Annotated in this window: 18 protein-coding genes; 12 read left to right on the top strand and 6 right to left on the bottom strand. The window is 69.3% G+C overall.

All coding sequences use genetic code 11. The features are described from left to right. The first annotated feature begins 76 nt into the window (after nucleotides 1-76). From kdpB to ASG62_RS22700, 4 genes are all read left to right on the top strand, one after another. Nucleotides 77-2,131: a potassium-transporting ATPase subunit KdpB gene (kdpB, locus tag ASG62_RS22685; protein WP_056695060.1), complete on the top strand. Its 2,055-nt coding sequence runs from the start codon at nucleotides 77-79 to the stop codon at nucleotides 2,129-2,131. A 25-nt stretch (nucleotides 2,132-2,156) separates the two neighbouring features. Next, complete coding sequence (kdpC, locus tag ASG62_RS22690) at nucleotides 2,157-2,789, top strand: potassium-transporting ATPase subunit KdpC (protein ID WP_056695061.1); 633 nt, start codon at nucleotides 2,157-2,159, stop codon at nucleotides 2,787-2,789. A gap of 263 nt (nucleotides 2,790-3,052) precedes the next feature. Then, entirely contained in the window at nucleotides 3,053-5,728 is a 2,676-nt protein-coding gene (locus ASG62_RS22695) for a sensor histidine kinase (protein WP_056695062.1), read from the top strand. Then, on the top strand, nucleotides 5,725-6,405 hold the full coding sequence (locus ASG62_RS22700) for a response regulator (RefSeq protein ID WP_056695064.1): 681 nt from the start codon (nucleotides 5,725-5,727) through the stop codon (nucleotides 6,403-6,405). The genes ASG62_RS22695 and ASG62_RS22700 overlap by 4 nt, the downstream gene beginning before the upstream one ends. 143 nt (nucleotides 6,406-6,548) lie before the next feature. Here ASG62_RS22700 and ASG62_RS22705 read toward each other — a convergent pair whose 3' ends face one another. Genes ASG62_RS22705 through ASG62_RS22715 form a run of 3 tightly spaced genes read right to left on the bottom strand, consistent with a single transcriptional unit; the run spans nucleotide 6,549 to nucleotide 9,477 of the window. Beyond that, nucleotides 6,549-7,307, bottom strand: coding sequence for an ABC transporter ATP-binding protein (locus ASG62_RS22705; protein WP_056695065.1), 759 nt, complete (start codon nucleotides 7,305-7,307; stop codon nucleotides 6,549-6,551). Further along, a complete protein-coding gene (locus tag ASG62_RS22710) occupies nucleotides 7,301-8,368 on the bottom strand; it encodes a FecCD family ABC transporter permease (RefSeq protein WP_056695066.1) in 1,068 nt (355 codons plus the stop codon). The genes ASG62_RS22705 and ASG62_RS22710 overlap by 7 nt, the downstream gene beginning before the upstream one ends. Then, nucleotides 8,365-9,477, bottom strand: coding sequence for an ABC transporter substrate-binding protein (locus ASG62_RS22715; RefSeq protein WP_413814229.1), 1,113 nt, complete (start codon nucleotides 9,475-9,477; stop codon nucleotides 8,365-8,367). Before ASG62_RS22715 ends, ASG62_RS22710 begins: the two co-directional genes overlap by 4 nt. A gap of 129 nt (nucleotides 9,478-9,606) precedes the next feature. Here ASG62_RS22715 and ASG62_RS22720 point away from each other — a divergent pair, with 129 nt between their 5' ends. Then, nucleotides 9,607-10,416 (top strand): class I SAM-dependent methyltransferase, encoded by an 810-nt coding sequence (locus ASG62_RS22720; protein WP_056695068.1) that lies wholly within the window; start codon nucleotides 9,607-9,609, stop codon nucleotides 10,414-10,416. A 209-nt stretch (nucleotides 10,417-10,625) separates the two neighbouring features. Next, nucleotides 10,626-11,873 (top strand): adenylate/guanylate cyclase domain-containing protein, encoded by a 1,248-nt coding sequence (locus ASG62_RS22725; protein ID WP_056695081.1) that lies wholly within the window; start codon nucleotides 10,626-10,628, stop codon nucleotides 11,871-11,873. Nucleotides 11,874-12,034: 161 nt separating this feature from the next. Here ASG62_RS22725 and ASG62_RS22730 read toward each other — a convergent pair whose 3' ends face one another. Together ASG62_RS22730 and ASG62_RS22735 are read right to left on the bottom strand one after the other, a co-directional pair. Continuing rightward, nucleotides 12,035-12,706, bottom strand: a complete 672-nt coding sequence (locus ASG62_RS22730) for a hypothetical protein (RefSeq protein WP_056695070.1) — start codon at nucleotides 12,704-12,706, stop codon at nucleotides 12,035-12,037. Between the two features lie 28 nt (nucleotides 12,707-12,734). Beyond that, nucleotides 12,735-13,466: a hypothetical protein gene (locus ASG62_RS22735; protein ID WP_056695071.1), complete on the bottom strand. Its 732-nt coding sequence runs from the start codon at nucleotides 13,464-13,466 to the stop codon at nucleotides 12,735-12,737. Nucleotides 13,467-13,627: 161 nt separating this feature from the next. Here ASG62_RS22735 and ASG62_RS22740 point away from each other — a divergent pair, with 161 nt between their 5' ends. The 6 genes from ASG62_RS22740 (at nucleotide 13,628) to ptsP (ending at nucleotide 19,760) form a co-directional block, all read left to right on the top strand. Beyond that, nucleotides 13,628-14,632, top strand: a complete 1,005-nt coding sequence (locus ASG62_RS22740; RefSeq protein ID WP_056695072.1) for a sugar-binding transcriptional regulator — start codon at nucleotides 13,628-13,630, stop codon at nucleotides 14,630-14,632. 84 nt (nucleotides 14,633-14,716) lie between these two features. Further along, nucleotides 14,717-15,151: a transcriptional regulator GutM gene (locus ASG62_RS22745; RefSeq protein WP_082537243.1), complete on the top strand. Its 435-nt coding sequence runs from the start codon at nucleotides 14,717-14,719 to the stop codon at nucleotides 15,149-15,151. Between the two features lie 218 nt (nucleotides 15,152-15,369). Continuing rightward, nucleotides 15,370-16,209, top strand: a complete 840-nt coding sequence (locus tag ASG62_RS22750) for a PTS glucitol/sorbitol transporter subunit IIC (RefSeq protein WP_056695074.1) — start codon at nucleotides 15,370-15,372, stop codon at nucleotides 16,207-16,209. A 26-nt stretch (nucleotides 16,210-16,235) separates the two neighbouring features. Continuing rightward, nucleotides 16,236-17,279, top strand: a complete 1,044-nt coding sequence (locus ASG62_RS22755; RefSeq protein WP_056695075.1) for a PTS glucitol/sorbitol transporter subunit IIB — start codon at nucleotides 16,236-16,238, stop codon at nucleotides 17,277-17,279. 97 nt (nucleotides 17,280-17,376) lie between these two features. Beyond that, on the top strand, nucleotides 17,377-17,757 hold the full coding sequence (locus tag ASG62_RS22760) for a PTS glucitol/sorbitol transporter subunit IIA (RefSeq protein WP_056695076.1): 381 nt from the start codon (nucleotides 17,377-17,379) through the stop codon (nucleotides 17,755-17,757). 53 nt (nucleotides 17,758-17,810) lie between these two features. Further along, complete coding sequence (gene ptsP, locus ASG62_RS22765) at nucleotides 17,811-19,760, top strand: phosphoenolpyruvate--protein phosphotransferase (RefSeq protein ID WP_320409401.1); 1,950 nt, start codon at nucleotides 17,811-17,813, stop codon at nucleotides 19,758-19,760. A gap of 93 nt (nucleotides 19,761-19,853) precedes the next feature. Here the strand turns inward: ptsP and ASG62_RS22770 are convergent, their stop codons facing one another. Continuing rightward, complete coding sequence (locus tag ASG62_RS22770) at nucleotides 19,854-20,513, bottom strand: HAD family hydrolase (protein ID WP_056695078.1); 660 nt, start codon at nucleotides 20,511-20,513, stop codon at nucleotides 19,854-19,856. Nucleotides 20,514-20,568: the final 55 nt, after the last annotated feature.

Below are 20,568 nucleotides of genomic sequence, written 5' to 3' on the forward strand. Positions count from 1 at the left end.
CCCTGTCGTCGGTCGGGCTCCCATCCTTCCCCATCCCGTCGGCTGCGAGCGCGGCCGTGCCAAAGGAACTGCCCCCATGGCTGCCAAAGCCGCCACGTCCACCTTCCGGCCCGACCTTGTCGGCCGGGCCGCCGTCGACGCCGTCAAGAAACTCAACCCCGCCGCGCTGTTGCGCAACCCGGTGATCTTCGTCACCGAGGTCGTCGCCGCCGTCGTCACCGTTCTATTCGTCCGCGACGTTGTCGTCGGCAACCCGCTTCTCTTCACGGGCCAGATCATGGCCTGGCTCTGGTTCACCGTGCTCTTCGCCAACTTCGCCGAGGCGATCGCGGAAGGGCGGGGCCGCGCCCAGGCGGACAGCCTCCGCAGGGCGCGCACGGACACGCTGGCCAAGAAGATCGCGAACCAGAAGGACCGGGCCAACGTCCGTTCCGTGTCGGCGCTGGACCTTGAGGTCGGCGACGTCGTTCTCGTCGAGACCGGGGACATCGTGCCCGGCGATGGCGAGATCGTCGAGGGCATCGCCTCCGTCAACGAGGCCGCGGTGACGGGCGAATCCGCCCCGGTGATCCGCGAGGCCGGCGGCGACCGCTCGGCCGTCACCGGCGGCACCACCGTCGTGTCCGACTGGCTCGTCGTGCGCATCACGGCCGCACCCGGCTCCTCCTTTCTCGACCGCATGATCGCGCTCGTCGAGGGTGCGGAGCGGCAGAAGACGCCGAACGAGCTGGCACTGACGATCCTTCTCGTCGGCATGACGCTGATCTTCCTCGTCGCCGTGGTTACGCTGACGGGCTTTTCCGTCTACAGCCAGGCCGCCATCTCGGTGCCGATCCTGATCGCGCTGCTTGTCACCCTGATTCCGACGACGATCGGCGGGCTTCTCTCGGCCATCGGCATCGCCGGCATGGATCGCCTGATCCGGCACAACGTGCTCGCCATGTCCGGCAAGGCGGTGGAAGCGGCGGGCGACGTCGACACGCTCCTCCTCGACAAGACCGGCACGATCACCTTCGGCAACCGGATGGCCTCCGAGGTCGTCGCGGTACAGGGCGTCACCGAGACGGAGGCAGCCCAGATCGCCGTCCAGGCCAGCCTTGCGGACGAGACCGCCGAGGGCCGCTCGATCCTCGTGCTCGCGCGGGAGACCTACGGCATCGGCGTTCCCGGTGCCGCATCGGGTGAGGCGAGCTACATCCCCTTCTCGGCCGCCACGCGCCTCTCCGGCGTCGACATGGAGGGCAGGAGCATCCGCAAGGGTGCCGTCGACGCCATCCGCCGGTTCGTGCGCGAGACCGCCGGGCGCGACGTGCCGGAGCCGCCGGCCTTCACCGCCGCCGTCGAGCGCATCGCCAAGTCCGGCGGCACGCCGCTCGGGCTTGCCGAGAACGGCCGCTTCATCGGCGTCATCCATCTGAAGGACGTGGTAAAGCCCGACATCAAGGAGCGCTTCGCCGAACTTCGCCGGATGGGCATCCGCACCGTCATGGTGACGGGCGACAACCCCGTCACGGCCGCCGCCATCGCCTCCGAGGCCGGCGTCGACGACTTCATCGCGGAGGCGACGCCGCAGGACAAGCTCTCCTACATCCGCAACGAGCAGCGCCAGGGCCGGCTCGTCGCCATGTGCGGCGACGGCACGAACGATGCGCCCGCGCTCGCCCAGGCCGATGTCGGCGTCGCCATGCAGACGGGCACTCAGGCCGCCCGCGAGGCCGGCAACATGGTGGACCTCGACTCGGACCCGACCAAACTCATCGAGATCGTCGGCATCGGCAAGCAGCTCCTGATGACGCGGGGATCGCTGACGACCTTTTCGATCGCCAACGACGTCGCGAAGTATTTCGCGATCATCCCGGCGCTCTTCATCGCGGCGATTCCCGAGCTTGGCGTCCTCAACGTCATGGGCCTCGCCTCGCCGGAAAGCGCGATCCTCTCGGCGGTCATCTTCAACGCGCTCGTCATCGTCGCGCTGATCCCGCTCGCGCTGCGCGGCGTGCCCTACCGTCCGATGGACGCAGCGACCGTGCTTCGGCGCAACCTTTTGATCTACGGCCTCGGCGGCATTCTCGTGCCGTTCCTCGGCATCAAGCTCATCGATCTCGCCGTCTCCTCCCTCGGCCTCGCCTGAACCCTCTTCCTCAAGGAGAACATCCATGTTGTCCCAGATCCGCGCTGCGGCGACGCTCCTCGGCATCCTCACCGTCCTGCTCGGTCTCCTCTATCCCTTGGCCATGACCGCCATCGCCGGGGCCGTCTTCCACGATCGGGCGACGGGCAGCCTCGTCTCGCGCGACGGGACGGCCGTCGGCTCCTCGCTGATCGGCCAGCCGTTCACGCAAGACGGCTACCTCCAGCCCCGCCCTTCGGCGGCGGGCAGCGGCTATGACGGCTCGGCCTCCTCCGGCACGAATCTGGCGCCAACGAGCGCCAAGCTTGCCGAACGTCTGACGACGGACGGCGAGGCGATGAGCCAAGCGACGGGCGCCGCCCTTCTTCCCGCCGACGCCGTCACCACGTCGGGCAGCGGCCTCGATCCCGACGTCTCTCCGGCCTTCGCGGAGATCCAGGTCGCGCGGATCGCCGGCGCCCGGGGCCTGCCGGCGGAGAGCGTGAAGCGCATCATCGCGGAGGGCACGACGGGGCGAACCTTCGGCATCCTCGGCGAACCCCGGGTCAACGTTCTGGCGGTCAACCTCGCGCTCGACGCCGCCGCGCCGAAGGCGGAGCCTGGAACGGCGCCGCGACCAGGCACGCCAACGGCCTCGACCGCCGCGCCGGCGGGGTGAGACGGGCATCGAAACCCGCGCCGTGCGATACGAGCGGCCCTGGAAAAGGACTGCCGGTATCCCGCGCCGCCCCTCAACCCGCTCGGGAGGCGCGGCGGCGGCTGATGCCGCCGTCCTGCCCTGACCTTCGGTATGCCGAAGGTCAGGGCCACTGATATAAGATAGAGGGTTCCGCGAGGGCGCCCCTTTCCCGTTTGCGCGTTTGCCCGTTTGCTCGTTTGCCCAGACCGAACGCCGATCCGAGCCAGAGGAACAGCCGGCTTATGAACAGGGATGACGGGCCCCGCGCCTCCGCCGACGCCCTTCTCGTCCATGCCGAGCGCGAAGGCCGCGGCAAGCTGCGCCTCTTCCTCGGCGCCGCACCCGGCGTCGGCAAGACCTTCGCCATGCTCCAGGCCGCCCGGGGCGCGAAGGGCGCCGGGCGCGAGGTGCTCGTCGGGATCGTCGAGACGCATGGCCGCGCCGAAACGGGGGCGATGATCGCCGATCTCGAGGTCCTGCCGCGCAAAGGCATGCTCTACAAGGGCCGTCTCGTCTCCGAGTTCGACATCGACGCCGCCCTCGCCCGCAGGCCGTCCCTGCTCCTCGTCGACGAGTACGCCCATTCCAACGTAGAGGGCAGCCGCCATCCGAAGCGCTGGCAGGATGTGGCCGAACTCCTGCAAGCCGGGATCGACGTCTGGACGACGATGAACGTCCAGCATGTCGAGAGCCTCAACGATGTCGTGCAGCGCATCACGGGCGTCCGGGTCCGGGAGACGGTGCCGGACACGACGCTTCGGGTCGCCGACGAGATCGTGCTCGTGGACCTGCCCTCCGACGAGCTCATCCGCCGGCTCGCGGAGGGCAAGGTCTATGTCGAGGACACGGCGACGCGCGCGACGCAGAACTTCTTCAAGCCCTCCAACCTCACCGCCCTTCGCGAGCTCGCCCTCCGGCAGGTCGCCGCGCGCGTCGACAGCGATCTCCTCGAGCGCATGCAGGGCGGCGCGATCGAGGGCCCCTGGGCGGCGGGCGAGCGGCTGCTCGTGTGTCTGGGGCCGAACGCTGCGGCCGAGCGCCTCGTGCGGGGTGCCAAACGGCTCGCCGACCTGCTCGATGCCCCCTGGTTCGCGCTGACGATCGAGCGCCCGGGCGTCACGCCGAGCGAGCCGGAAGCGGCACGGCTGGAGGCGGCGCTGCAGCTTGCCAAGACGCTGGGCGCCGAGACGCAGCAGCTCGTCGGCTCCGATCTGCCGGGAGAGCTTCTCCGCTTCGCCCGGTTCGAGAACATCACGCAGATCGTCGTCGGCAAGGCGCGGCGAAAGGGAGCCTGGCGTCCCTGGCCGGCCCCGAGCCTTGCGGACTCGCTCGTGCGGCGCGCCTCGGGCATCTCGATCCACGTTCTGACCGAAGAGGTCGACCCTGCCGGGCGCGTTGCCCGCCTGCCGGGCTCCGGTTCCTTTGTCGGCTACGCCGCAGCGGCCGGATGCGTCGCGGCGGCCACCCTCCTGGGGACGCAGATGCTCCGCGTCGTGCCGCTGCCGAACCTGTCGATGCTCTATCTCCTCGCCGTGCTCGTCCCTGCCGTTCTCCACGGCGTGTGGCCGGCGGTCTTCGCCTCCTTCCTCTCCTTCGCGGCCTACAACTTCTTCTTCATCGATCCGACCGGCAGCTTCACGGTGGCGCGCCCGCACGAGGTGCTGGCGCTTGCGATCTTCCTCATCATCGCCGTCTCGATCTCGGCGGTGGCGGGGCAGGCCCGCGAGCAGATGCGGGCCTCCGCGGCGCGCACGCGGGCCGCCCGCCGGCTGTACGAGTTCACCCGGGGACTGTCCGCGCTGCCGAGCGCGGACCGCGTGATGGAGGCCGCGACGACGCAGATCAACGCGGCGATCGGCCGGGCCTGCGTCCTGCTTCGCCCCGGCGCCGGCGATCTGGAGATCGCGGCCGCCTGGCCGCCGGACGACCGCCTCGACACGCCGGCCCGCGCGGCCGCGCGCTGGGCCTTCGAGCGCGGCGAGACGGCGGGCGCGGGCACGCAGACCCTGCCGAACAGCGGCTGGACCTTTCTGCCGCTCGCCGCGCCCGACGGGCAGGTCGGGGTGCTCGGCATCGAGCGCGCGGCCGACGGCGCCGCCTTGAGCGTCGAGGCGCGCACGCTGCTCGCGGCTCTGGCCGAGCAGACGGCCGCCGCCCTCCATCGCGCGCTCCTCTCGACCGAGGTCCGCACCGCGCGAACGGCCGCCGAGACCGAGCGGGTCCGCAACATCCTCCTCGCCTCGATCAGCCACGACTTCCGCACGCCGCTGGCCTCCGTTCTCGGCTCGGCGACCGCCCTGGTGGAATACGAGGACAGGCTCGACCGCGAGGCCCGTCTCGACCTCCTCGGACAGATCCGCGACGAGGCCCGCCATCTCGACCAGATGGTGCGCAACCTCCTGTCGATGACGCGGCTGGAGGCCGGCGCGCTCGAGCTGAACCGCGACTGGGCCGATATCGGCGAGGCGCTGGAGCGCGTCGTGGACCTCTCGTTGAAGCGGGGGGCCACGCAGCGCTTCGACGTCCGCGTCCCGGCGGAGCCCCTTCTCGCCTTCGTCGACGGCGGCCTCTTCGACCAGGCGATCGGCAACGTCGTCGGCAACGCCATCCGCCATGCCGGGCCCGACGCCCACATCGTCCTGTCGGCGCGTGGTGAGGAGGGCCGCGTCCTGGTCGACATCGCCGACGACGGCCCGGGCGTACCCGACGCATTGCGGCCGCACGTGTTCGAGAAGTTCGCGCGGGCCCGCCGCTCGACGGCCGACGGCGGCGAGAGCGCCGGCCTCGGCCTTGCCATCACGAAGGGCATCGTCGAAGCCCATGGCGGGACCGTCGAGCTGATGCCGCCGGACGCCGCGCATCCCAAGGGCGCCGCGTTCCGCATTCGCCTGCCGGACGGAAGGGGTCAGACGCCATGAACCGACCGACGATCCTCCTCGTCGACGACGAGCCCGCGATCCATCGATTTCTGAAGCCCTCGCTGACGGCCGAAGGCTATCATGTCGTCCAGGCCATGAACGGCGCGCAGGCCCTTTCGATGGCCGCGGAGCTGAGGCCGGATGCGCTCGTGCTCGACCTCGGCCTGCCCGACATCGACGGTAAGGAGGTGATCGCGCGTCTGCGGCGAACCTCGAGCGTCCCCATCATCGTCCTGTCGGCGCGGGACCGCGAGGCGGAGAAGGTGCGCGCCCTCGACCTCGGCGCGGACGACTATGTCGAGAAGCCGTTCGGCGTCGGCGAACTGATGGCCCGCCTTCGCGCCGCTCTGCGACACGGCAAACCGAAGGCCGATGCGGGGACGTTCGCTTCGGGCGACGTGTCGATGGACGTCGCCGCCCACGTGGTCAGGCGGGGTTCTGCCGAGATCAAGCTGACGCGCCGCGAGTTCGAACTCCTCGAACTTCTCCTGCGCAACGCCGGCAAGGTCGTCACCCACCGCCAGCTCCTGCGCGAGATCTGGGGCCCTGCGAACGAAAGCGACACGCAATACTTGCGCGTCTACATCGGACATCTGCGAACCAAACTCGAAGACGACCCCGCCGCGCCGCGCCTCATCCTCACCGAGCCCGGGATCGGATATCGCGTGGCTGAGTAGACGAACGGCCCCGACGCTTCCCGCAGGTCTCGCCGACGACGAGAGGAGGCGTCTTGCAAGGTGAGAAGCCGACAAGGCATCGGCACGCCGTCGTCCGCCGACGCGCCGGGCCAAATCAGCCTCCGCCCTTGTGAACCCGACGATCAAGCCGCCGTCGTGCCGTCGACGATCAGGAAGGGGCGGCCCTGCGAGCAGGTCTCGACCCGCGCCTCGACATGATAGACGGTCCGCAGCAAGGCCGGACTTATGACCTCGCCGGTGGGACCGGAAGCGACCATCGTACCTTGCGCGATCACGATCGTCTGGTCGCAGTAGCGCAGCGCATGGTTGAGGTCGTGCAGGGCGATCAGGACCGCCATGCCCTCCGCGCGCGCGCGGCGCTGCATGAAGGCGAGGACCTCGATCTGGCGGTAGAGGTCGAGCGCCGAGGTCGGCTCGTCCATGAGCAGGACCTTGGGTTTTCGCACGAGCGCCTGCGCGATCGAGACGAGCTGGCGCTGGCCGCCGGACAGCTCGCCGAGATTGCGGAAGGCGAGCCCCTCGATCTGCAATGCCCGGAGAAGCGTGTCGATCTCGGCGAGTTCGCTATCCTCGACACGCCATCCCGAGCCTTGCTTGGCGGCCAGCAGCACGGATTCGTAGACGCTGAGGACGGCGTTCGCGCCTGTGTCCTGCGGCATGTAGCGAACGCCGTCGCGGCCCGTCGCGTCGTCGGAAAGATGCACGGTGCCCGGTCCGGAGATCAGGCCCGCGATGCGCTTGAACAGCGTCGACTTGCCTGCCGCGTTCGGGCCGATGATTGCGGTCAGCGAGCCCGCGGGAAGCGCCGGCGTCGAGATGTCGGACAGGATCGTGCGCTTGCCGTAATGCGCGCCGAGTCCTTCGAGGGCGATGGTCACCATGCGCGCTTCCGGTTCGTGAAGATGAGCACGAAGAAGAAGGGCACGCCGACGAGAGCGGTGATGACGCCGATCGGCAGGATCGCGCCCGGCAGAAGCGTCTTGGAGACGACCGAGGTGACCGAGAGGAGGAGCGCGCCGCACAGCACGGAGGCCGGCAGGAAGAAGCGCTGATCCTCGCCGACGAGCATCCGCGCGATGTGCGGTCCGACGAGGCCGATGAAGCCGATCGTGCCCACGAAGGAGACGGGAATGGCGGCGAGAAGGCTGACCGTCAGCATGGTCTGAAGCCGCAGGCGCTTGACGTTGACGCCGAAGCTCGCCGCCTTGTCTTCGCCCAGCCGCAGCGCGGTCAGCGCCCAGGCCTGGCGCGCGAACATCGGCACGGCGAAGACGAGCACAGCCGCCGTGATCCACACCTTCGGCCAGGTCGCCTTGGTCAGGCTTCCCATCGTCCAGAAGACGACCGCCGCGAGCGCCTGCTCGGAGGCCAGATATTCCAGAAGCGAGAGAAGCGCGTTGAAGGTGAAGACGAGCGCGATGCCGAGAAGGACGATCGTCTCGACGGTCACGCCGCGCATGGTGGAGGCGAAGTGGATGAAGAGCGCGGCCACCATCGCCATCAGGAAGGCGTTGATCGGCACCATGTATTGAAGCGCGACGGGGAAGATCGCGGTGCCGGCGACGAGCGCGAGCGCCGCTCCGAAGGAGGCGGCGGCCGAGATGCCGAGCGTGAAGGGGCTGGCCAGCGGATTGGCGAGGATGGTCTGCATCTGAGCGCCCGCGACCGAGAGCGACGCGCCGACCGTCACCGCCATGATCGCGATCGGCATGCGGATATCCCAGACGACGACGCGAAGCTGGTCGCTCACCGCGTCCGAGCGGAAGAGCGCGTCGAGGACTTGTTGGATCGTGTAGTTCGCCGGTCCGAGCGCCATGTCGACGCAGACGCTGGCGAAGAGCGCGAGAAGAAGGACGGCGAGGAGCACGATGCGCTTGAGGGCGAGGGCACGATAGCGCCCCCGCCCTCCATCCACGCCCGCCCGAAGGGCGAGTTCGCTCATTTCGCCGTGCCGTCCTTGTCCGTCAGGGAGACGAAGTAGCCGGGCTTGTAGGGCAGCGGCAGGAAGCGGGCGTGCAGTTCCTTGAAGGTCGCCTCCGGATCGAGATCCCCGAAGAGGTCCGGGTGCATCCACTTCGCCATCTCCTGGATCGCGACGAACTGGTAGGGATTGTTATAGAACTGGTGCCAGATCGCGTGGACCTCGCCGGTCTTCACCGCCTTGATGCCGGTGAAGGCGGGGCGCTTCGTCAGCGCTTCGAGCTTGACGCGCGCGGCGGCCTCGTCCGCTCCGTAGCCGACGCCGACCCAGGCCCCGCCGGGCACGTAGCCCTCCCAGTTGCCGCCGGTGACGATGACCTGGTCGGGATCGGAGGCGATGATCTGCTCGGGATTCACGCTGCCGAACGTGCCGGGGATCATGTCCTTGGCCATGTTCGTGCCGCCCGCGATCTCGACCATCTTTCCGAAGTTCTCGTCGCCGAAGGACATGCAGCAATCGTCGGAATAGCCGCCGGCGCGCTCAACGAAGACCAGCGGACGGGCGGGCTTCTTTTCGTCCAGCACATCCGTCACGGCTTCGATGCTCTTCTTGCGGAAGGCGATGAAGTCTTCGGCGACGGTCTCCTTGCCCAGAAGCTTGCCGATGATGCGCATCGAGGGCTCGGTGTTCAGCATCGGCTTCTCGCGGAAGTCGACATAGACGAGCGGGATGCCGACCTTGGCCAGCGTCTCGATATAGCCGGCCTCTTCCGTCGCGGTCTTGGCGTCGATGTTCATGACGATGACGTCGGGCTTCAGCGACACGGCCTGCTCCACGTCGAAGGAGCCGTCCTTCATGCCGCCGAAGGTCGGCAGCTTCGCGATCTCGGGATAGCGCTCCAGATAGGCGGCGTAGCTTTCCGGATCGGCCTTCGACAGATCGTCCCGCCAGCCGACGATGTGGCTGAAGGGCGCCTCGCGATCGAGCGCGGCGACGAAGTAGATCTGCCGGCCCTCGCCGAGAATCAGGCGCTTCGCCGGCGTCTCCACCTCGACCACACGCCCCGCGACGTCGGTGATGTGCGTGGTCTCCGCGACGGCGGGCTGGCCCGCACACACGAGAAGCGCCATGACGGCGAGGGCTGTCCGACGGACGATCCGCATAGTGTCGATTTCCCGATGACGATGCCGCGTTCTATGAAGACATGATAAACCCGGTCAACTTTTATCTTTTAGAAGACTTCGAAGGTAACCCGTGCGATGGGGCAAAGTCCGAGCGGAACGAACTACACGCTGCGCGACGAGATTCGCGACCACTGGTCGAAGCGCGCGGCCACGTTCGACGACGTCCCGGGCCACGAGATCTTCTCGGATCGCGAGCGGCGGGCCTGGCATCGTCTGCTGTCGCGTCACCTCGGCCCGGCAAACGGGCGTCGCGCCTTGGATCTTGCCAGCGGCACCGGGGTGATCTCGCACCTCTTGGACGATCTCGGCTTCGAGGTCACGGGCCTCGACTGGTCGGAGGCGATGCTGACGAAGGCGAAAGCCAAAGCCCGCTCGCGCGACCGTCGCATCACGTTCCGGCTCGGCGACGCCGAGCAGACCCGCGAGGACGACGCGAGCTTCGACGTCGTCGTGACGCGCCATCTGGTCTGGACACTCGTCGACCCCGCGGCCTGCTTCCGCGAATGGCTGCGCGTGCTCAAGCCGGGCGGCACGCTCCTGATCGTCGATGGCGACTTCGTGCGGCAAAGCCCGATCGAGCGCTTGCTGGCGCGGCTCGAAACGCTGGTTCTGAAGGGGAGGAAGCCGCCGGCTGCGGCATCCTCGGCTCCGCCCGACCTGGCCGAACAGCATCGCAGCATCTTGTCGCGCGTTCATTTCAAGGACGGCGCGCGAGCCGAAGACATCGCCTCGATGCTGGCGGAATGCGGCTACGAGCGCATCGTCGTCGACACCCGGCTCGGGGCCATCCACCTCGCACAGGCGTGCCGGATGTCATGGCGCAGCGGACTGATCCGGCACGTCCAGCACCGATACGTCGTCGTCGCGGCAAAGCCGCCGGCCTGACGACGCTGCGCGGGGACCCATACGCGGCCGGCTCGCAAAGGGTGGAGAACCTTCCCGACGCCTCCGAGATCGTCGCCGGCGAAGGTCGGCGCGGCGGCAGGGGCTCGCTCGGGTCCGCTCTTCGATCGTGCCACCGGTCGCGCCGGGGGATGGATCGACCTATCTAAGGCGGAAAGGCCCATCCGGCTTTCGTGCGAATGGAGTATCCCATGCAGGTCGAAACACCATCTCAGCGCGCCGTCCTCGGCGAGTCCGGGCAGTGGCCGAGCCATCGCACGTCGATCCTCGACTGGCTGATGATCGAGACGCGGAACGAGCGGTTCATCGACAACATCTTCGTGGACCTGTGCCAGCGGCTGCGGGAGGCCGGGGTTCCGGTCGCGCGCGCCACGCTGAACTTCCGCATCCAGCATCCCCTGTTCCAGGGCGCCTCCATGCTCTGGAGAAAGGGCATGACGACGGCCGAGATGCAGACCTTCGAGCATGGCGCCCTCGACACGGCCGCCTATACGAACAGTCCGATCAAGGCCATCCAGTCCGGCATGGCGTCGATCCGCCAGCGTCTCGATCCCAAGGCGGCGCTGGAACATGCCTTTCCCATCTTCGAGGAGCTGCGCGAGGAGGGGCTGACCGACTACCTGGCATGGCCCATCGAGCACACGCTCCAACGCCGGCATGTCGCCACCTTCGCGACCGATCGGCAGGGCGGCTTCACGAAGGGCGACATCGCGTTCATCGCCGACCTGCTTCCCGCGCTTGCCCTCGTCAGCGAGATCCGCCTGAAGAACCGCTTCGCCCGGACGCTTCTGGAGACCTATGTCGGCCCGCATGCGAGCGCCGAGATTCTCGCCGGCGCGATCACCAGGGGGAGCGGGACCACGGTCAGCGCCGCGATCCTCATCTGCGACCTCCGCGATTTCACGACGATCTCCGAACTGTGGCCCCGCGACGACGTGATCGAAATCCTCAACGGCTATTTCGACGCCATGTCCGATCCGATCGAGGCGCATGGCGGCGAGATCCTGAAGTTCATGGGAGACGGGCTTCTGGCGATCTTCCCGCTGGATCAGCCGATGGCCTGCGACAAGCTCCTGCAGGCGGTCGCGCAGGCGCAGACGGCCGTCGCAGCCTTCAACGAGACGCTTCGGCAGAAGGGCCGGCCGCTCCTGCGCTACGGGATCGGCATCCATGTCGGCGACGTCATGTACGGCAATATCGGCTCGAAGCGGCGGCTCGACTTCACGGTCATCGGACCCGTCGTCAACACCGCCTCGCGGCTGGAATCCCTGACGAAGGAACTCAAGCGGCCCGTTCTCCTGTCGCGCGCCTTCGCGGACATGGCCGGCTGTCAGGCCGCGCTGGAAAGCCTCGGATCGTTTCCGCTGCGGGGCCTCGGCGAATCCATCGAGGTGCTCGCCTTCACGGGCGACGTGTGCCGGGCTTCCCTGGAGCCATGACCGGCGCAAGGGTCTCCGGCTGACGCCGGCCGGAAGCCCACGAACGCGACCCGTGCATCCCGCTCGCGTTCATCCCGCGCGCGACCCCCGCGTCCTTCGCGATGCGCGTCGCGGCCCCGTCCGGCCGCGAGAGGGAATGCTGGCCGCGGGCCGGCCGAGGTTCAGTTCGGACGCAGCGGGCGGGCGGTCGCGGGACGAGGGAGGCCTTCGGGGAGGAGCTGCTTCTTCAGGGCCGAGCGGAAGCGGGCGGCGGTGGGGAAGTCCCAGACCGGGTCGCCGCCGAGGAAGAGGTCGAGAAAGGGGATCGCCAGATCGGGGTTCTCGGCGACGTTCTCGCGGAAGGACTGCCAGCTTCGAAGGTTGATCGCCTGCGGCGAAAGCTCGATGGCCTCGAGCGACTGCTCCTCCAGCACCCGGTCGAGCACGGTGATGCAGAACTCGAAGTAGAAGACGCCCTCCGGCCAGAACTCGACGAGCGCATCCTCCTCGTGCCGGCTGCCGGCCGGGCCCGGCCTTTCGGCGCTCGGCGTCACCGAGGGGTTGCGGATCAGGCTGCGCAGCATGAGCCCGGCCGCGAAATGGCTGAAGTCGCGCCGGTCGCGGTCGGCCAGCTCGCGCTGCTCGTCGAAGGCGCGCGCCCATTCGAGGAAGGCGCGCGTCAGGTGGCGCGGCGCCAGTTCCAGATGGAGGCCGTAGCGCGTGTTGAACTGCCGCAGCGCGAACTCGACCGTCTTCGAGAAGTCGCTGAGCCGGCGGATCGACCGGCGCATATGCGCGCGGTCGTCGGCGGCCGGCGGCAGGTTCAGGTTCAGCTTGACCGCGCCGTCCTTCATCGAGACGCGCCTTTCCGCAGGACGCGGCTCACGGCAGATACGGAACGGTCCGGCGCCACGCGCCGGCCAGCTCGGCGAAGCGCCGCTCGCGCAGGAGCAGGGTCCAGCCTTCGCCCTCCGCATCCACGGCAAGGCTCGCGCCGTTGAGGACGCGCCGCCCCTCCTCCATGGATTCGAAGCGCACGAGGACGGCGAGCCAGCATGTCAAAGCCAGCGCGGCATCCTCGTCGGCCCCGGGCCGGAGCGCCGGCCTGTCGGCGCCGCCGGTCTCGCCGGCGCCCGGCAGGAGCGTCGCCGAGAGGCAGCCGCGCAGGACGCCGGCGCTCGCCATCTCGTGGGCTCTCATGACGGCGGCGAGCGTCAGGTCCGCATCGGTGGCGAGCGGCGGACGGGCCGGCCGCCGCGCGAGCTTCAGCTCGGAGACGAGAACGCCCGAGGCGTCGGCCCCGCGCGGGATCTCGCGGCAGACCGCGTAGAGATCGCCCGGCCGCTCGGCCTCGCCGCCCCGGCGAAGGGCGGCCATCAGCCGGTCCAGCCGCTGGCCGAGATCGCTCTCGTCGCGCGGCAGGACGCGGCTCGCGACATGCTCCACCCGCGACAGGACGCTGTCGGCCAGCGTCGCCAGACGGCGCGTCGGCCGGGGCGATCCGAGCACGCGGCTCGCCACGGCGCCCGAGCGCGCCTCCAGGCGGATCGAGCAGCGAAGGTCTCGAATTCCTTCCTTGAGGGGAATGGATAGGGTATCGGGATGGGGCAACATCGAACTCTCCGACCTATGGCGGAATTTTAGCATACGGGCGACGGAAGTCAGAGGATTTATATGGGAGGAACCCGAACCGGACCGCCGATCCCCGGCGCCGCGCGACCGGCCGCCGAGGCCGCGTCCGATCGGGCCTCGGCCGCCGGGGCGGACCTGTCCTGATGGCGGGTCCCGACGGTGCGTCGTCCCAGGACAGGCCGAGTTCGGGCAACTCGCGCGCCGACCGCATGCGGGTGCGCGCGGCCTGGATGTACTATGTCGAGCAGATGACGCAGAACGACATCGCGACGGCGCTCGGCATCGGGCGCGTCAGCGTGGTGCGCCTTCTCGCCGAGGCGCGCAACCGCTCGGAGGTGCGCATCTCGGTCGCCGGCGATCTGGCCGAGCTGACGCGGACGGAGCGGGCGCTGGAGGCGCGGTTCTCGTTGGAAAGCGCCGTCGTCGTCCCGGCGCCGGGCGCGGGCGAGGACCCGTCCCGCGTGATCAGCGCGGCCATCGGCGACTATCTCTCCCAGACGGTGGCGAGCGGCATGACGGTCGGCCTCGGCTGGGGCCGCACCCTCTACGATTCGCTGCCCTACATCGCCGCCCAGCCGCTGGACGATCTGCGCGTCGTCTCGCTTCTCGGCGGCATTTCGCAGGCCCACCGGTTCAATCCGGCGGAGTTCGCCTGGCGCTTCGCCCAAATCTTCAACGGCGACGCCTTTCTCCTCACCGCGCCCGCCATCGTCGACAGCGTGGCGACCAAGACCGCGCTCATCGAGCGCTGCGGCCTGCGCTCGACGCTCGACATGGCCGGACAGCTCGATCTCGTCGTGCTCAGCGTCGGCGGCATCGCGGCGAGCGCGACGACCTATCGGACCGGCTACATCGCCGAGGCCGAGCGCCATTCCCTGCAGCAGGCGGGCGCGGTCGGCGATCTGCTCTTCCACTTCATCGACGGGACGGGCGCGCTCGTCGATCATCCGATCAACGGCCTCATCATGTCGGCCGAGATGGCCGCGATCCGGCAGACGCCCCGCCGCGTCATCGCCTCCGGCGGTCCGGAAAAAGTCGACATCCTGCGGGCGTCCCTCTCCTACGTGAAGCCGACGGTTCTCATCACGGACGAACTGACGGCCCACCATCTCCTGGAGCCGGCGCCCGGAGACGCCTCGCACGGTTGATGGTTAGAACATCTTGACATCGTCAAAGTCAAATGTTCATGATCGCTGCGACGGGGCCGAGAAGAGCCCATCGGGAGGTGCGGGATGTGGAGTTTGCAAGGCGCGCTGGCGCTTCTCGTCGTGGCATGGCTGCTCCAATGCGTCGGCACGTGGGTCCAGATCAAACGCTACCGGTCGGCGTTCCGCGAGCTTTCGTCGGGCTGGGCGGACGGCTGGATGGGCGCCGGACGGGGCGGTCGCTTTCCGAGGGCCGGCGCCATCGCGCTCATCGTGATCGCGCCGGACGACACCGTCCGCCGGGTCGTCGTGATCGCCGGACGGACGGTCTTCGCCAAGGCGGCGCGGCTGGAGGGCTACGAGGGGCTGACGCTCGAAGCGCTGCGGGCAAAGACCGGCGATGCCGGCAAGGATTCCGTCAAGCTCGCCATCGTCGCGGCGCTCGACCAGGTGGACACGGTCCGCGCCAAGCGGGTCGAGCGCGAGACGCCGGGCGCCATGATGGTGCCGGCGCACGCCTGATCCAGGACAGACGAAGCCGGACCATCCGGGCGCTCGGGAGGCGCCGCGAGGCGGTCGTCCGGTCCGGGCGAGAATAGAACCTGTTCGTCCTACGGACCATCGGGCCACGGGACATCCGGCGTTCTGGCGGCGGTGCGGGGAGCGCTGCCGACGATCCATTGCAGAATCGATGTTGAAAGCGTCGCCACGCCCGTGAGGGGCCGGCCTGGGAGGGTCCAATGACATTAACGATGATGCTGGCGCAGGGAGCGGCGGATATCGCCGCGCATGGCGCCGCCTATGCGCACGCCTTGAGCGACCCGGCCGCGACGGTGCCGCTGGCCGATCTGGCGAGCCACCCGGCTCTTGCCGAACAGGCCGGCCACGGGGCGACGCTCCTGGCGCAGGCCGCCGACCCCGCCGCCGCGCAAGGGGCCGCGCCCGCCGCCGCCGCGACCGGCGCCCCCATCTCGGCCGACGAATATGCCCGCCGCGTCCAGCAGCTCTCGCCGGGCAACCAGGAGGAGCAGCTCGGCTGGCTCGCCACGATCGGCCGGCATTTCATCGGCGTCTTCCAGAAGGGCGGCGAGGTCTTTCTCGGCTTCGTCACCGGCATCATCCCGACGCTCGTCGTGCTGATGACCGCCTTCTACGCGCTGACCGGCATGATCGGCGAGGAGCGCGTCCACGGGCTCGCGCAGAAGGCCGGCCGCATCGCGCTGACGCGCTACACGGTCCTGCCGGTGCTGGCGATGTTCTTCCTCACCAACCCCATGGCCTACACGTTCGGCACGTTTCTGGAAGAGAAGCACAAGCCGGCCTTCTACGATGCGGCCGTCTCCTTCTGCCACCCGATCCTCGGTCTCTTCCCGCATGCCAATGCCGGCGAATACTTCGTCTGGGGCGGCGTGCTCGTGGCGCTGATGGAGCTGGAGAGCCGCGGCGTCGTGCCGGCCGGCTACCACATCAACCTGGCGATCTACTACTTCATCGTCGGCATCGTCGTCATTCTCCTGAAGGGCATCGTCACCGAACGCGTCACGCGATTTCTCGCGCAGCGCGAAGGCGTGACGCTCTAAGGCGCGGGATCGGGGGGAACACGACCATGACCAAGACCTACAACGCCATCACAGTGTCTCAGGGCAAGGGCGGCTGGGGCGGCCCGCTGGTGATCCAGCCGACGCCCGAGCGCGACAAGATCGTCGCCGTCACCGGCGGCGGCATTCCCGAGGTGGCACGACGCCTCGCCGAGCTGACGGGGGCCACCGTCGTCGACGGCTTCCGCAACCCGCCGCTCGAAAGCGAGATGGCGGCCGTCGTGATCGACTGCGGCGGCACCGCGCGCTGCGGCGTCTACGCCCGCAAGCGCATCCCGACGATCAACATCATGCAGGTGGGCCAATCCGGGCCGCTCGCCCAGTTCATCACCGAGGACATCTACGTTTCCGGCGTGACGACGGAGGACATGGCGCCGGCCGACGGCTCCGCCGCACCGGCGGGACAGCAAGCGGCATCGCCGGCCGCCATGGGCCAGCCGACGGCTGCGCCGCGCTCCTTCTCCTCGCCGGCCGAAGCCACGGCCGCGCTGGCCGGCTCCATGCCCACCAGTTCGGCGGGCGGCTTCATCGGCGCCATCACCAGCGTCGGCCGCGTGATGGGTCGGGCGGTCGGCATCTTCTTCAATGCCGGGCGGCGCACCATCGACATGGTGATCCGCAACGTCCTGCCCTTCATGGCCTTCGTGACCATGCTGATCGGCATCATCCTCTACACGGGCATCGGCGATCTCCTGGCCGCGCCGATGGGACCGCTCGCCAACAACATCGTCGGCCTGATCATCCTCTCGGCGATCTGCGGCCTGCCCTTCCTCTCGCCGATCCTGGGACCCGGCGCCGTCATCGCGCAGGTGATCGGCGTCGCCATCATCGGCCCGCAGATCGCCAACGGCACGATCGCACCCGCCATGGCCCTGCCGGCGCTGTTTGCCTACAACACGCAGGTCGGCTGCGACTTCGTGCCGGTCGGCCTCGCGCTCGGCGAAGCCAAGCCCAAGACGATCGAGATCGGCGTGCCCGCCGTCCTCATCAGCCGGCAGATCATGGGGCCCGTCTCCGTGCTCATCGCCTGGGGCGCCAGCTTCTTCCTCTGACACCCCTCCGCAGGACCGGCGCGCGCCAAGCGCCGGTCCTCCCCTTCTTCCGGCCTCGCCGCGCCCCCGGGCGCCGGGCCCAGTCCTGGACAGCGCCATGCCCGTGCATCTTCGCACCCTCGTCACCGCGGTCGGCCCCGACGTTCCCGATCTTCTGGAGGGCGGCGTCCTCATCCTCTTCGCCGACGGCGCGCCGCCCGAGCTGGCCGAAGTCTCCGTCCTCCACCGCGTGACGGAGGGCCCGAGCGACGACGCGCCCAAGGTCGGCACGCCCATCCGCATCGGCCCCGTCGAGGCGCAGCTGACGGGCCTCGGCGACCTCGCCTGGGCCAAGGTCCGCGATCTCGGCCATGTCGTCATCAACTTCAACGGGGCGGACCATCCCGAGCGGCCCGGCGAGATCGCCGCGACCGAGGTCGACGGCACCGCGCTCGCCGCAGCGCTCTCGGCCGGCACCGAGATCGTGATCGGCGCCTGAGCCCGGGCTCCGAGCCGCCGCGCTTTCCTTCTCTGACATCGGACACCGCAACCATGATCGAGCGAACCGTCGTCGTGCGCGTGCACGAAGGGCTCCACGCCCGGCCCGCCACGCAGTTCGTCAAGCTCGCCAAGGGCTTCGCCAGCGAGATCGAGATCCGCTGCAACGGCCGCGGCGCCAGCGCCAAGAGCGCGGTCAAGCTCATGCTGCTCGGCGTGAAGGAAAACGACGAGGCGGTGCTGCGGGCCGAGGGCGACGACGCGCCGGACGCGGTCTCGGCGCTCGCGACCTTTCTGCAGACGCCCGGCGCCGGCGACATCCAGCTCAGCGCCGCGCCCGGCACGGCCGCCTCCGCCGCACTGCCCGCCCCGCGGCCGGCGGAAGGCCCCTCGGCCGGCCGCGGCATCGCGGCCAGCGAAGGCACCGCGATCGGCCCCGCCTTCGCCTTCTTCCCGACGCCGATCGTGCTTCAGCCGCGCACGCTGGCGCCGGGCGAGATCGACGGCGATCTTTCCCGCTATCGCGCCGCGCTGACCGCAACCGTTGCCTCCTTCCGCGAGGCCAAGACGCGGCCGGGGCTGAAGCGCGACGACGGCGCCATCATCGACGCGCTGATCGGCGTTGCCGAGGACGGCGATTTCGTCGAGGCCGTCGAAGCCGCGATCCGCGCGGGGCGGGACGCCGAAAGCGCCGTCACCGCCTCCGGCCAGGAGATCGCCGCCAGTTTCGAGGCGATGGCGGACCCTTATCTGCGCGCCCGTGCCGAGGACATCCGCAGCGTCACGCGCAGTCTCGTCCTCGCCCTGCTCGGGCGGAAAGACGCCACGCTCGCCGACATGCCGAAGGGCTCGATCATCGTCGCCGACGAGATCGCCGCGCTCGACCTCGCCAAGGCGACGCTCGCCGATATCGGCGGCATCGTCTGCCGCAAGGGCGCGGCGACCAGCCATGTCGCCATCATGGCGCGGGCGCATGCCATTCCCGCCGTGCTGGGCGTCGCGATCGGCGAGGCGGCCCTGCGCGCGGCCGGCACGATCGGCATGGACGGCTCCTCCGGCGAGATCGTTCTCGATCCCGGCGCGGCCGACCTCGCGCGCCTCGGCGCCGCGATCGAGCGCGAGGGCGCGGAGCGGCGCAGCCTCGAGGCCTATCGCACGATCGAGCCGACCACGCGCGACGGCCGCCGCGTCGAGGTCGCGGCCAATCTCGGCTCGCTCGGCGAGATCGACGGCGCGCTCGCCTCCGGCGCGATGGGCGTCGGCCTCTTCCGCACCGAGTTCCTCTTCATGGAGCGCCGCACGCTGCCCGACGAGAACGAGCAGGCGGAGACCTACACAGAGCTCGCACGCGCCTTCGCGCCCTATCCGGTGGTGATCCGCACGCTCGACATCGGCGGCGACAAGCCCGTCGCCGGCATCGACTTCGAGCACGAGGACAATCCGTTTCTCGGCTGGCGCGGCGTGCGCATGTGCCTGGAGCGCCTCGACGTCTTCAAGCCGCAGCTGCGCGCGCTCCTGCGCGCCGCCGTCGTCGGCAACGTCAAGATCCTTCTCCCGATGATCGCGGACGTGGAGGAGGTCCGCACCGTGCGGGCGCTCCTCGACGACTGCCGGGCCGAGCTCGACGCGCTCGGCGTCGCGCATGGCAAGGCCGAGCTCGGCGTCATGGTGGAGACCCCGGCGGCGGTGTTCCTGGCCGCCACGATCGCGCGGGAGGTCGACTTCTTCTCCGTCGGCACGAACGATCTCACGCAATATGTCATGGCCGCCGACCGGCTGAACCCGAAGGTCGCCAAGCTCAACCGCACGGAGCATCCCGCCGTCCTCACCGCCATCCGCATGGCCGCGCAGGCGGCGCGCGAGGCGGGCATCTGGATCGGCGTCTGCGGCGAGGCCGCCGCCCGGCCCGACCTCATCCCCTTCTTCGTGGAAAACGGCGTCACCGAACTCTCGATGAGCCCCGCTTCCATTCCTCGCGCCAAGAAATGCGTGACGGAAATCTAAGAACGAGCCGGCGCGGCCTAGACGCTTCGCCGGCTTATCTTTTGCAACGAAGCGGTTCAGCAGCACCCATCAGTTTGCCGGCTTATTTATTGGTCAGGCGTTGAGGCGCGCGGCGATCTCGGGCCAGCTGCGCGCGACGAAGTCGGCGCCCGCGTCCCTCAGAGCCTCGCCCGTATTGGCGAGGAGATGCGCACCGCCGAGAAAACCGTAGGCGGCCATGCCGGCGGCCTTGGCGCCCTGGATGCCGAAGCGCGAATCCTCGATGACGAGGCAGCGCCCAGGCGCCACCCCCATGCTGCGCGCGGCGTGAAGCACGAGGTCGGGCGCGGGCTTGCCATGCGCGACATCCTGCGAGGAGAAGATCGCTGTCTCGTCGAAGAAGCGCTGGAGGCCGCAGACGGAAAGACTGTGCCGGATGCGCCCGTGATCCGAGGAGGAGGCGACGCAGCGCGGGATGGTGGAGGCTTCGAGGAAGGCGAGGATGCCCGGCGTCGGCAGAAGTTCCGCCGTGAAGAGCGCCTTGGTCTCCGTCCAGAACTCAGGGTGATACTCCGCCGCCAGCGACGCTCCCGTGCGCGCCTCCAGCCGGCGCAGGATGTCGGCGAACTTCATGCCGACGACCTCGTCGATCATCGCGGCCGTGACCTCGATGCCCGCCTTGCGGAAGACCGACTGCATCGCCCGCCGGGCGAGGATCTCGCTGTCCACGAGAACGCCGTCGCAGTCGAAGATGATGAGATCGAATGCCGCCATGTCTTGCCTCCCGACCGGAACCGGCCCTTACGGCATCGGCCCTGGAATCGAAACC

The organism is Aureimonas sp. Leaf427 (assembly GCF_001425485.1).
Lineage (GTDB): Bacteria > Pseudomonadota > Alphaproteobacteria > Rhizobiales > Rhizobiaceae > Plantimonas.

Coding starts and splice junctions, on each gene's coding strand:
- kdpB (WP_056695060.1), top strand. CDS start 77: ATGGCTGCCAAAGCCGCCACGTCCACCTTCCGGCCCGACCTTGTCGGC.
- kdpC (WP_056695061.1), top strand. CDS start 2,157: ATGTTGTCCCAGATCCGCGCTGCGGCGACGCTCCTCGGCATCCTCACC.
- ASG62_RS22695 (WP_056695062.1), top strand. CDS start 3,053: ATGAACAGGGATGACGGGCCCCGCGCCTCCGCCGACGCCCTTCTCGTC.
- ASG62_RS22700 (WP_056695064.1), top strand. CDS start 5,725: ATGAACCGACCGACGATCCTCCTCGTCGACGACGAGCCCGCGATCCAT.
- ASG62_RS22705 (WP_056695065.1), bottom strand. CDS start 7,307: ATGGTGACCATCGCCCTCGAAGGACTCGGCGCGCATTACGGCAAGCGC.
- ASG62_RS22710 (WP_056695066.1), bottom strand. CDS start 8,368: ATGAGCGAACTCGCCCTTCGGGCGGGCGTGGATGGAGGGCGGGGGCGC.
- ASG62_RS22715 (WP_413814229.1), bottom strand. CDS start 9,477: ATGGCGCTTCTCGTGTGTGCGGGCCAGCCCGCCGTCGCGGAGACCACG.
- ASG62_RS22720 (WP_056695068.1), top strand. CDS start 9,607: ATGGGGCAAAGTCCGAGCGGAACGAACTACACGCTGCGCGACGAGATT.
- ASG62_RS22725 (WP_056695081.1), top strand. CDS start 10,626: ATGCAGGTCGAAACACCATCTCAGCGCGCCGTCCTCGGCGAGTCCGGG.
- ASG62_RS22730 (WP_056695070.1), bottom strand. CDS start 12,706: ATGAAGGACGGCGCGGTCAAGCTGAACCTGAACCTGCCGCCGGCCGCC.
- ASG62_RS22735 (WP_056695071.1), bottom strand. CDS start 13,466: ATGTTGCCCCATCCCGATACCCTATCCATTCCCCTCAAGGAAGGAATT.
- ASG62_RS22740 (WP_056695072.1), top strand. CDS start 13,628: ATGGCGGGTCCCGACGGTGCGTCGTCCCAGGACAGGCCGAGTTCGGGC.
- ASG62_RS22745 (WP_082537243.1), top strand. CDS start 14,717: ATGTGGAGTTTGCAAGGCGCGCTGGCGCTTCTCGTCGTGGCATGGCTG.
- ASG62_RS22750 (WP_056695074.1), top strand. CDS start 15,370: ATGACATTAACGATGATGCTGGCGCAGGGAGCGGCGGATATCGCCGCG.
- ASG62_RS22755 (WP_056695075.1), top strand. CDS start 16,236: ATGACCAAGACCTACAACGCCATCACAGTGTCTCAGGGCAAGGGCGGC.
- ASG62_RS22760 (WP_056695076.1), top strand. CDS start 17,377: ATGCCCGTGCATCTTCGCACCCTCGTCACCGCGGTCGGCCCCGACGTT.
- ptsP (WP_320409401.1), top strand. CDS start 17,811: ATGATCGAGCGAACCGTCGTCGTGCGCGTGCACGAAGGGCTCCACGCC.
- ASG62_RS22770 (WP_056695078.1), bottom strand. CDS start 20,513: ATGGCGGCATTCGATCTCATCATCTTCGACTGCGACGGCGTTCTCGTG.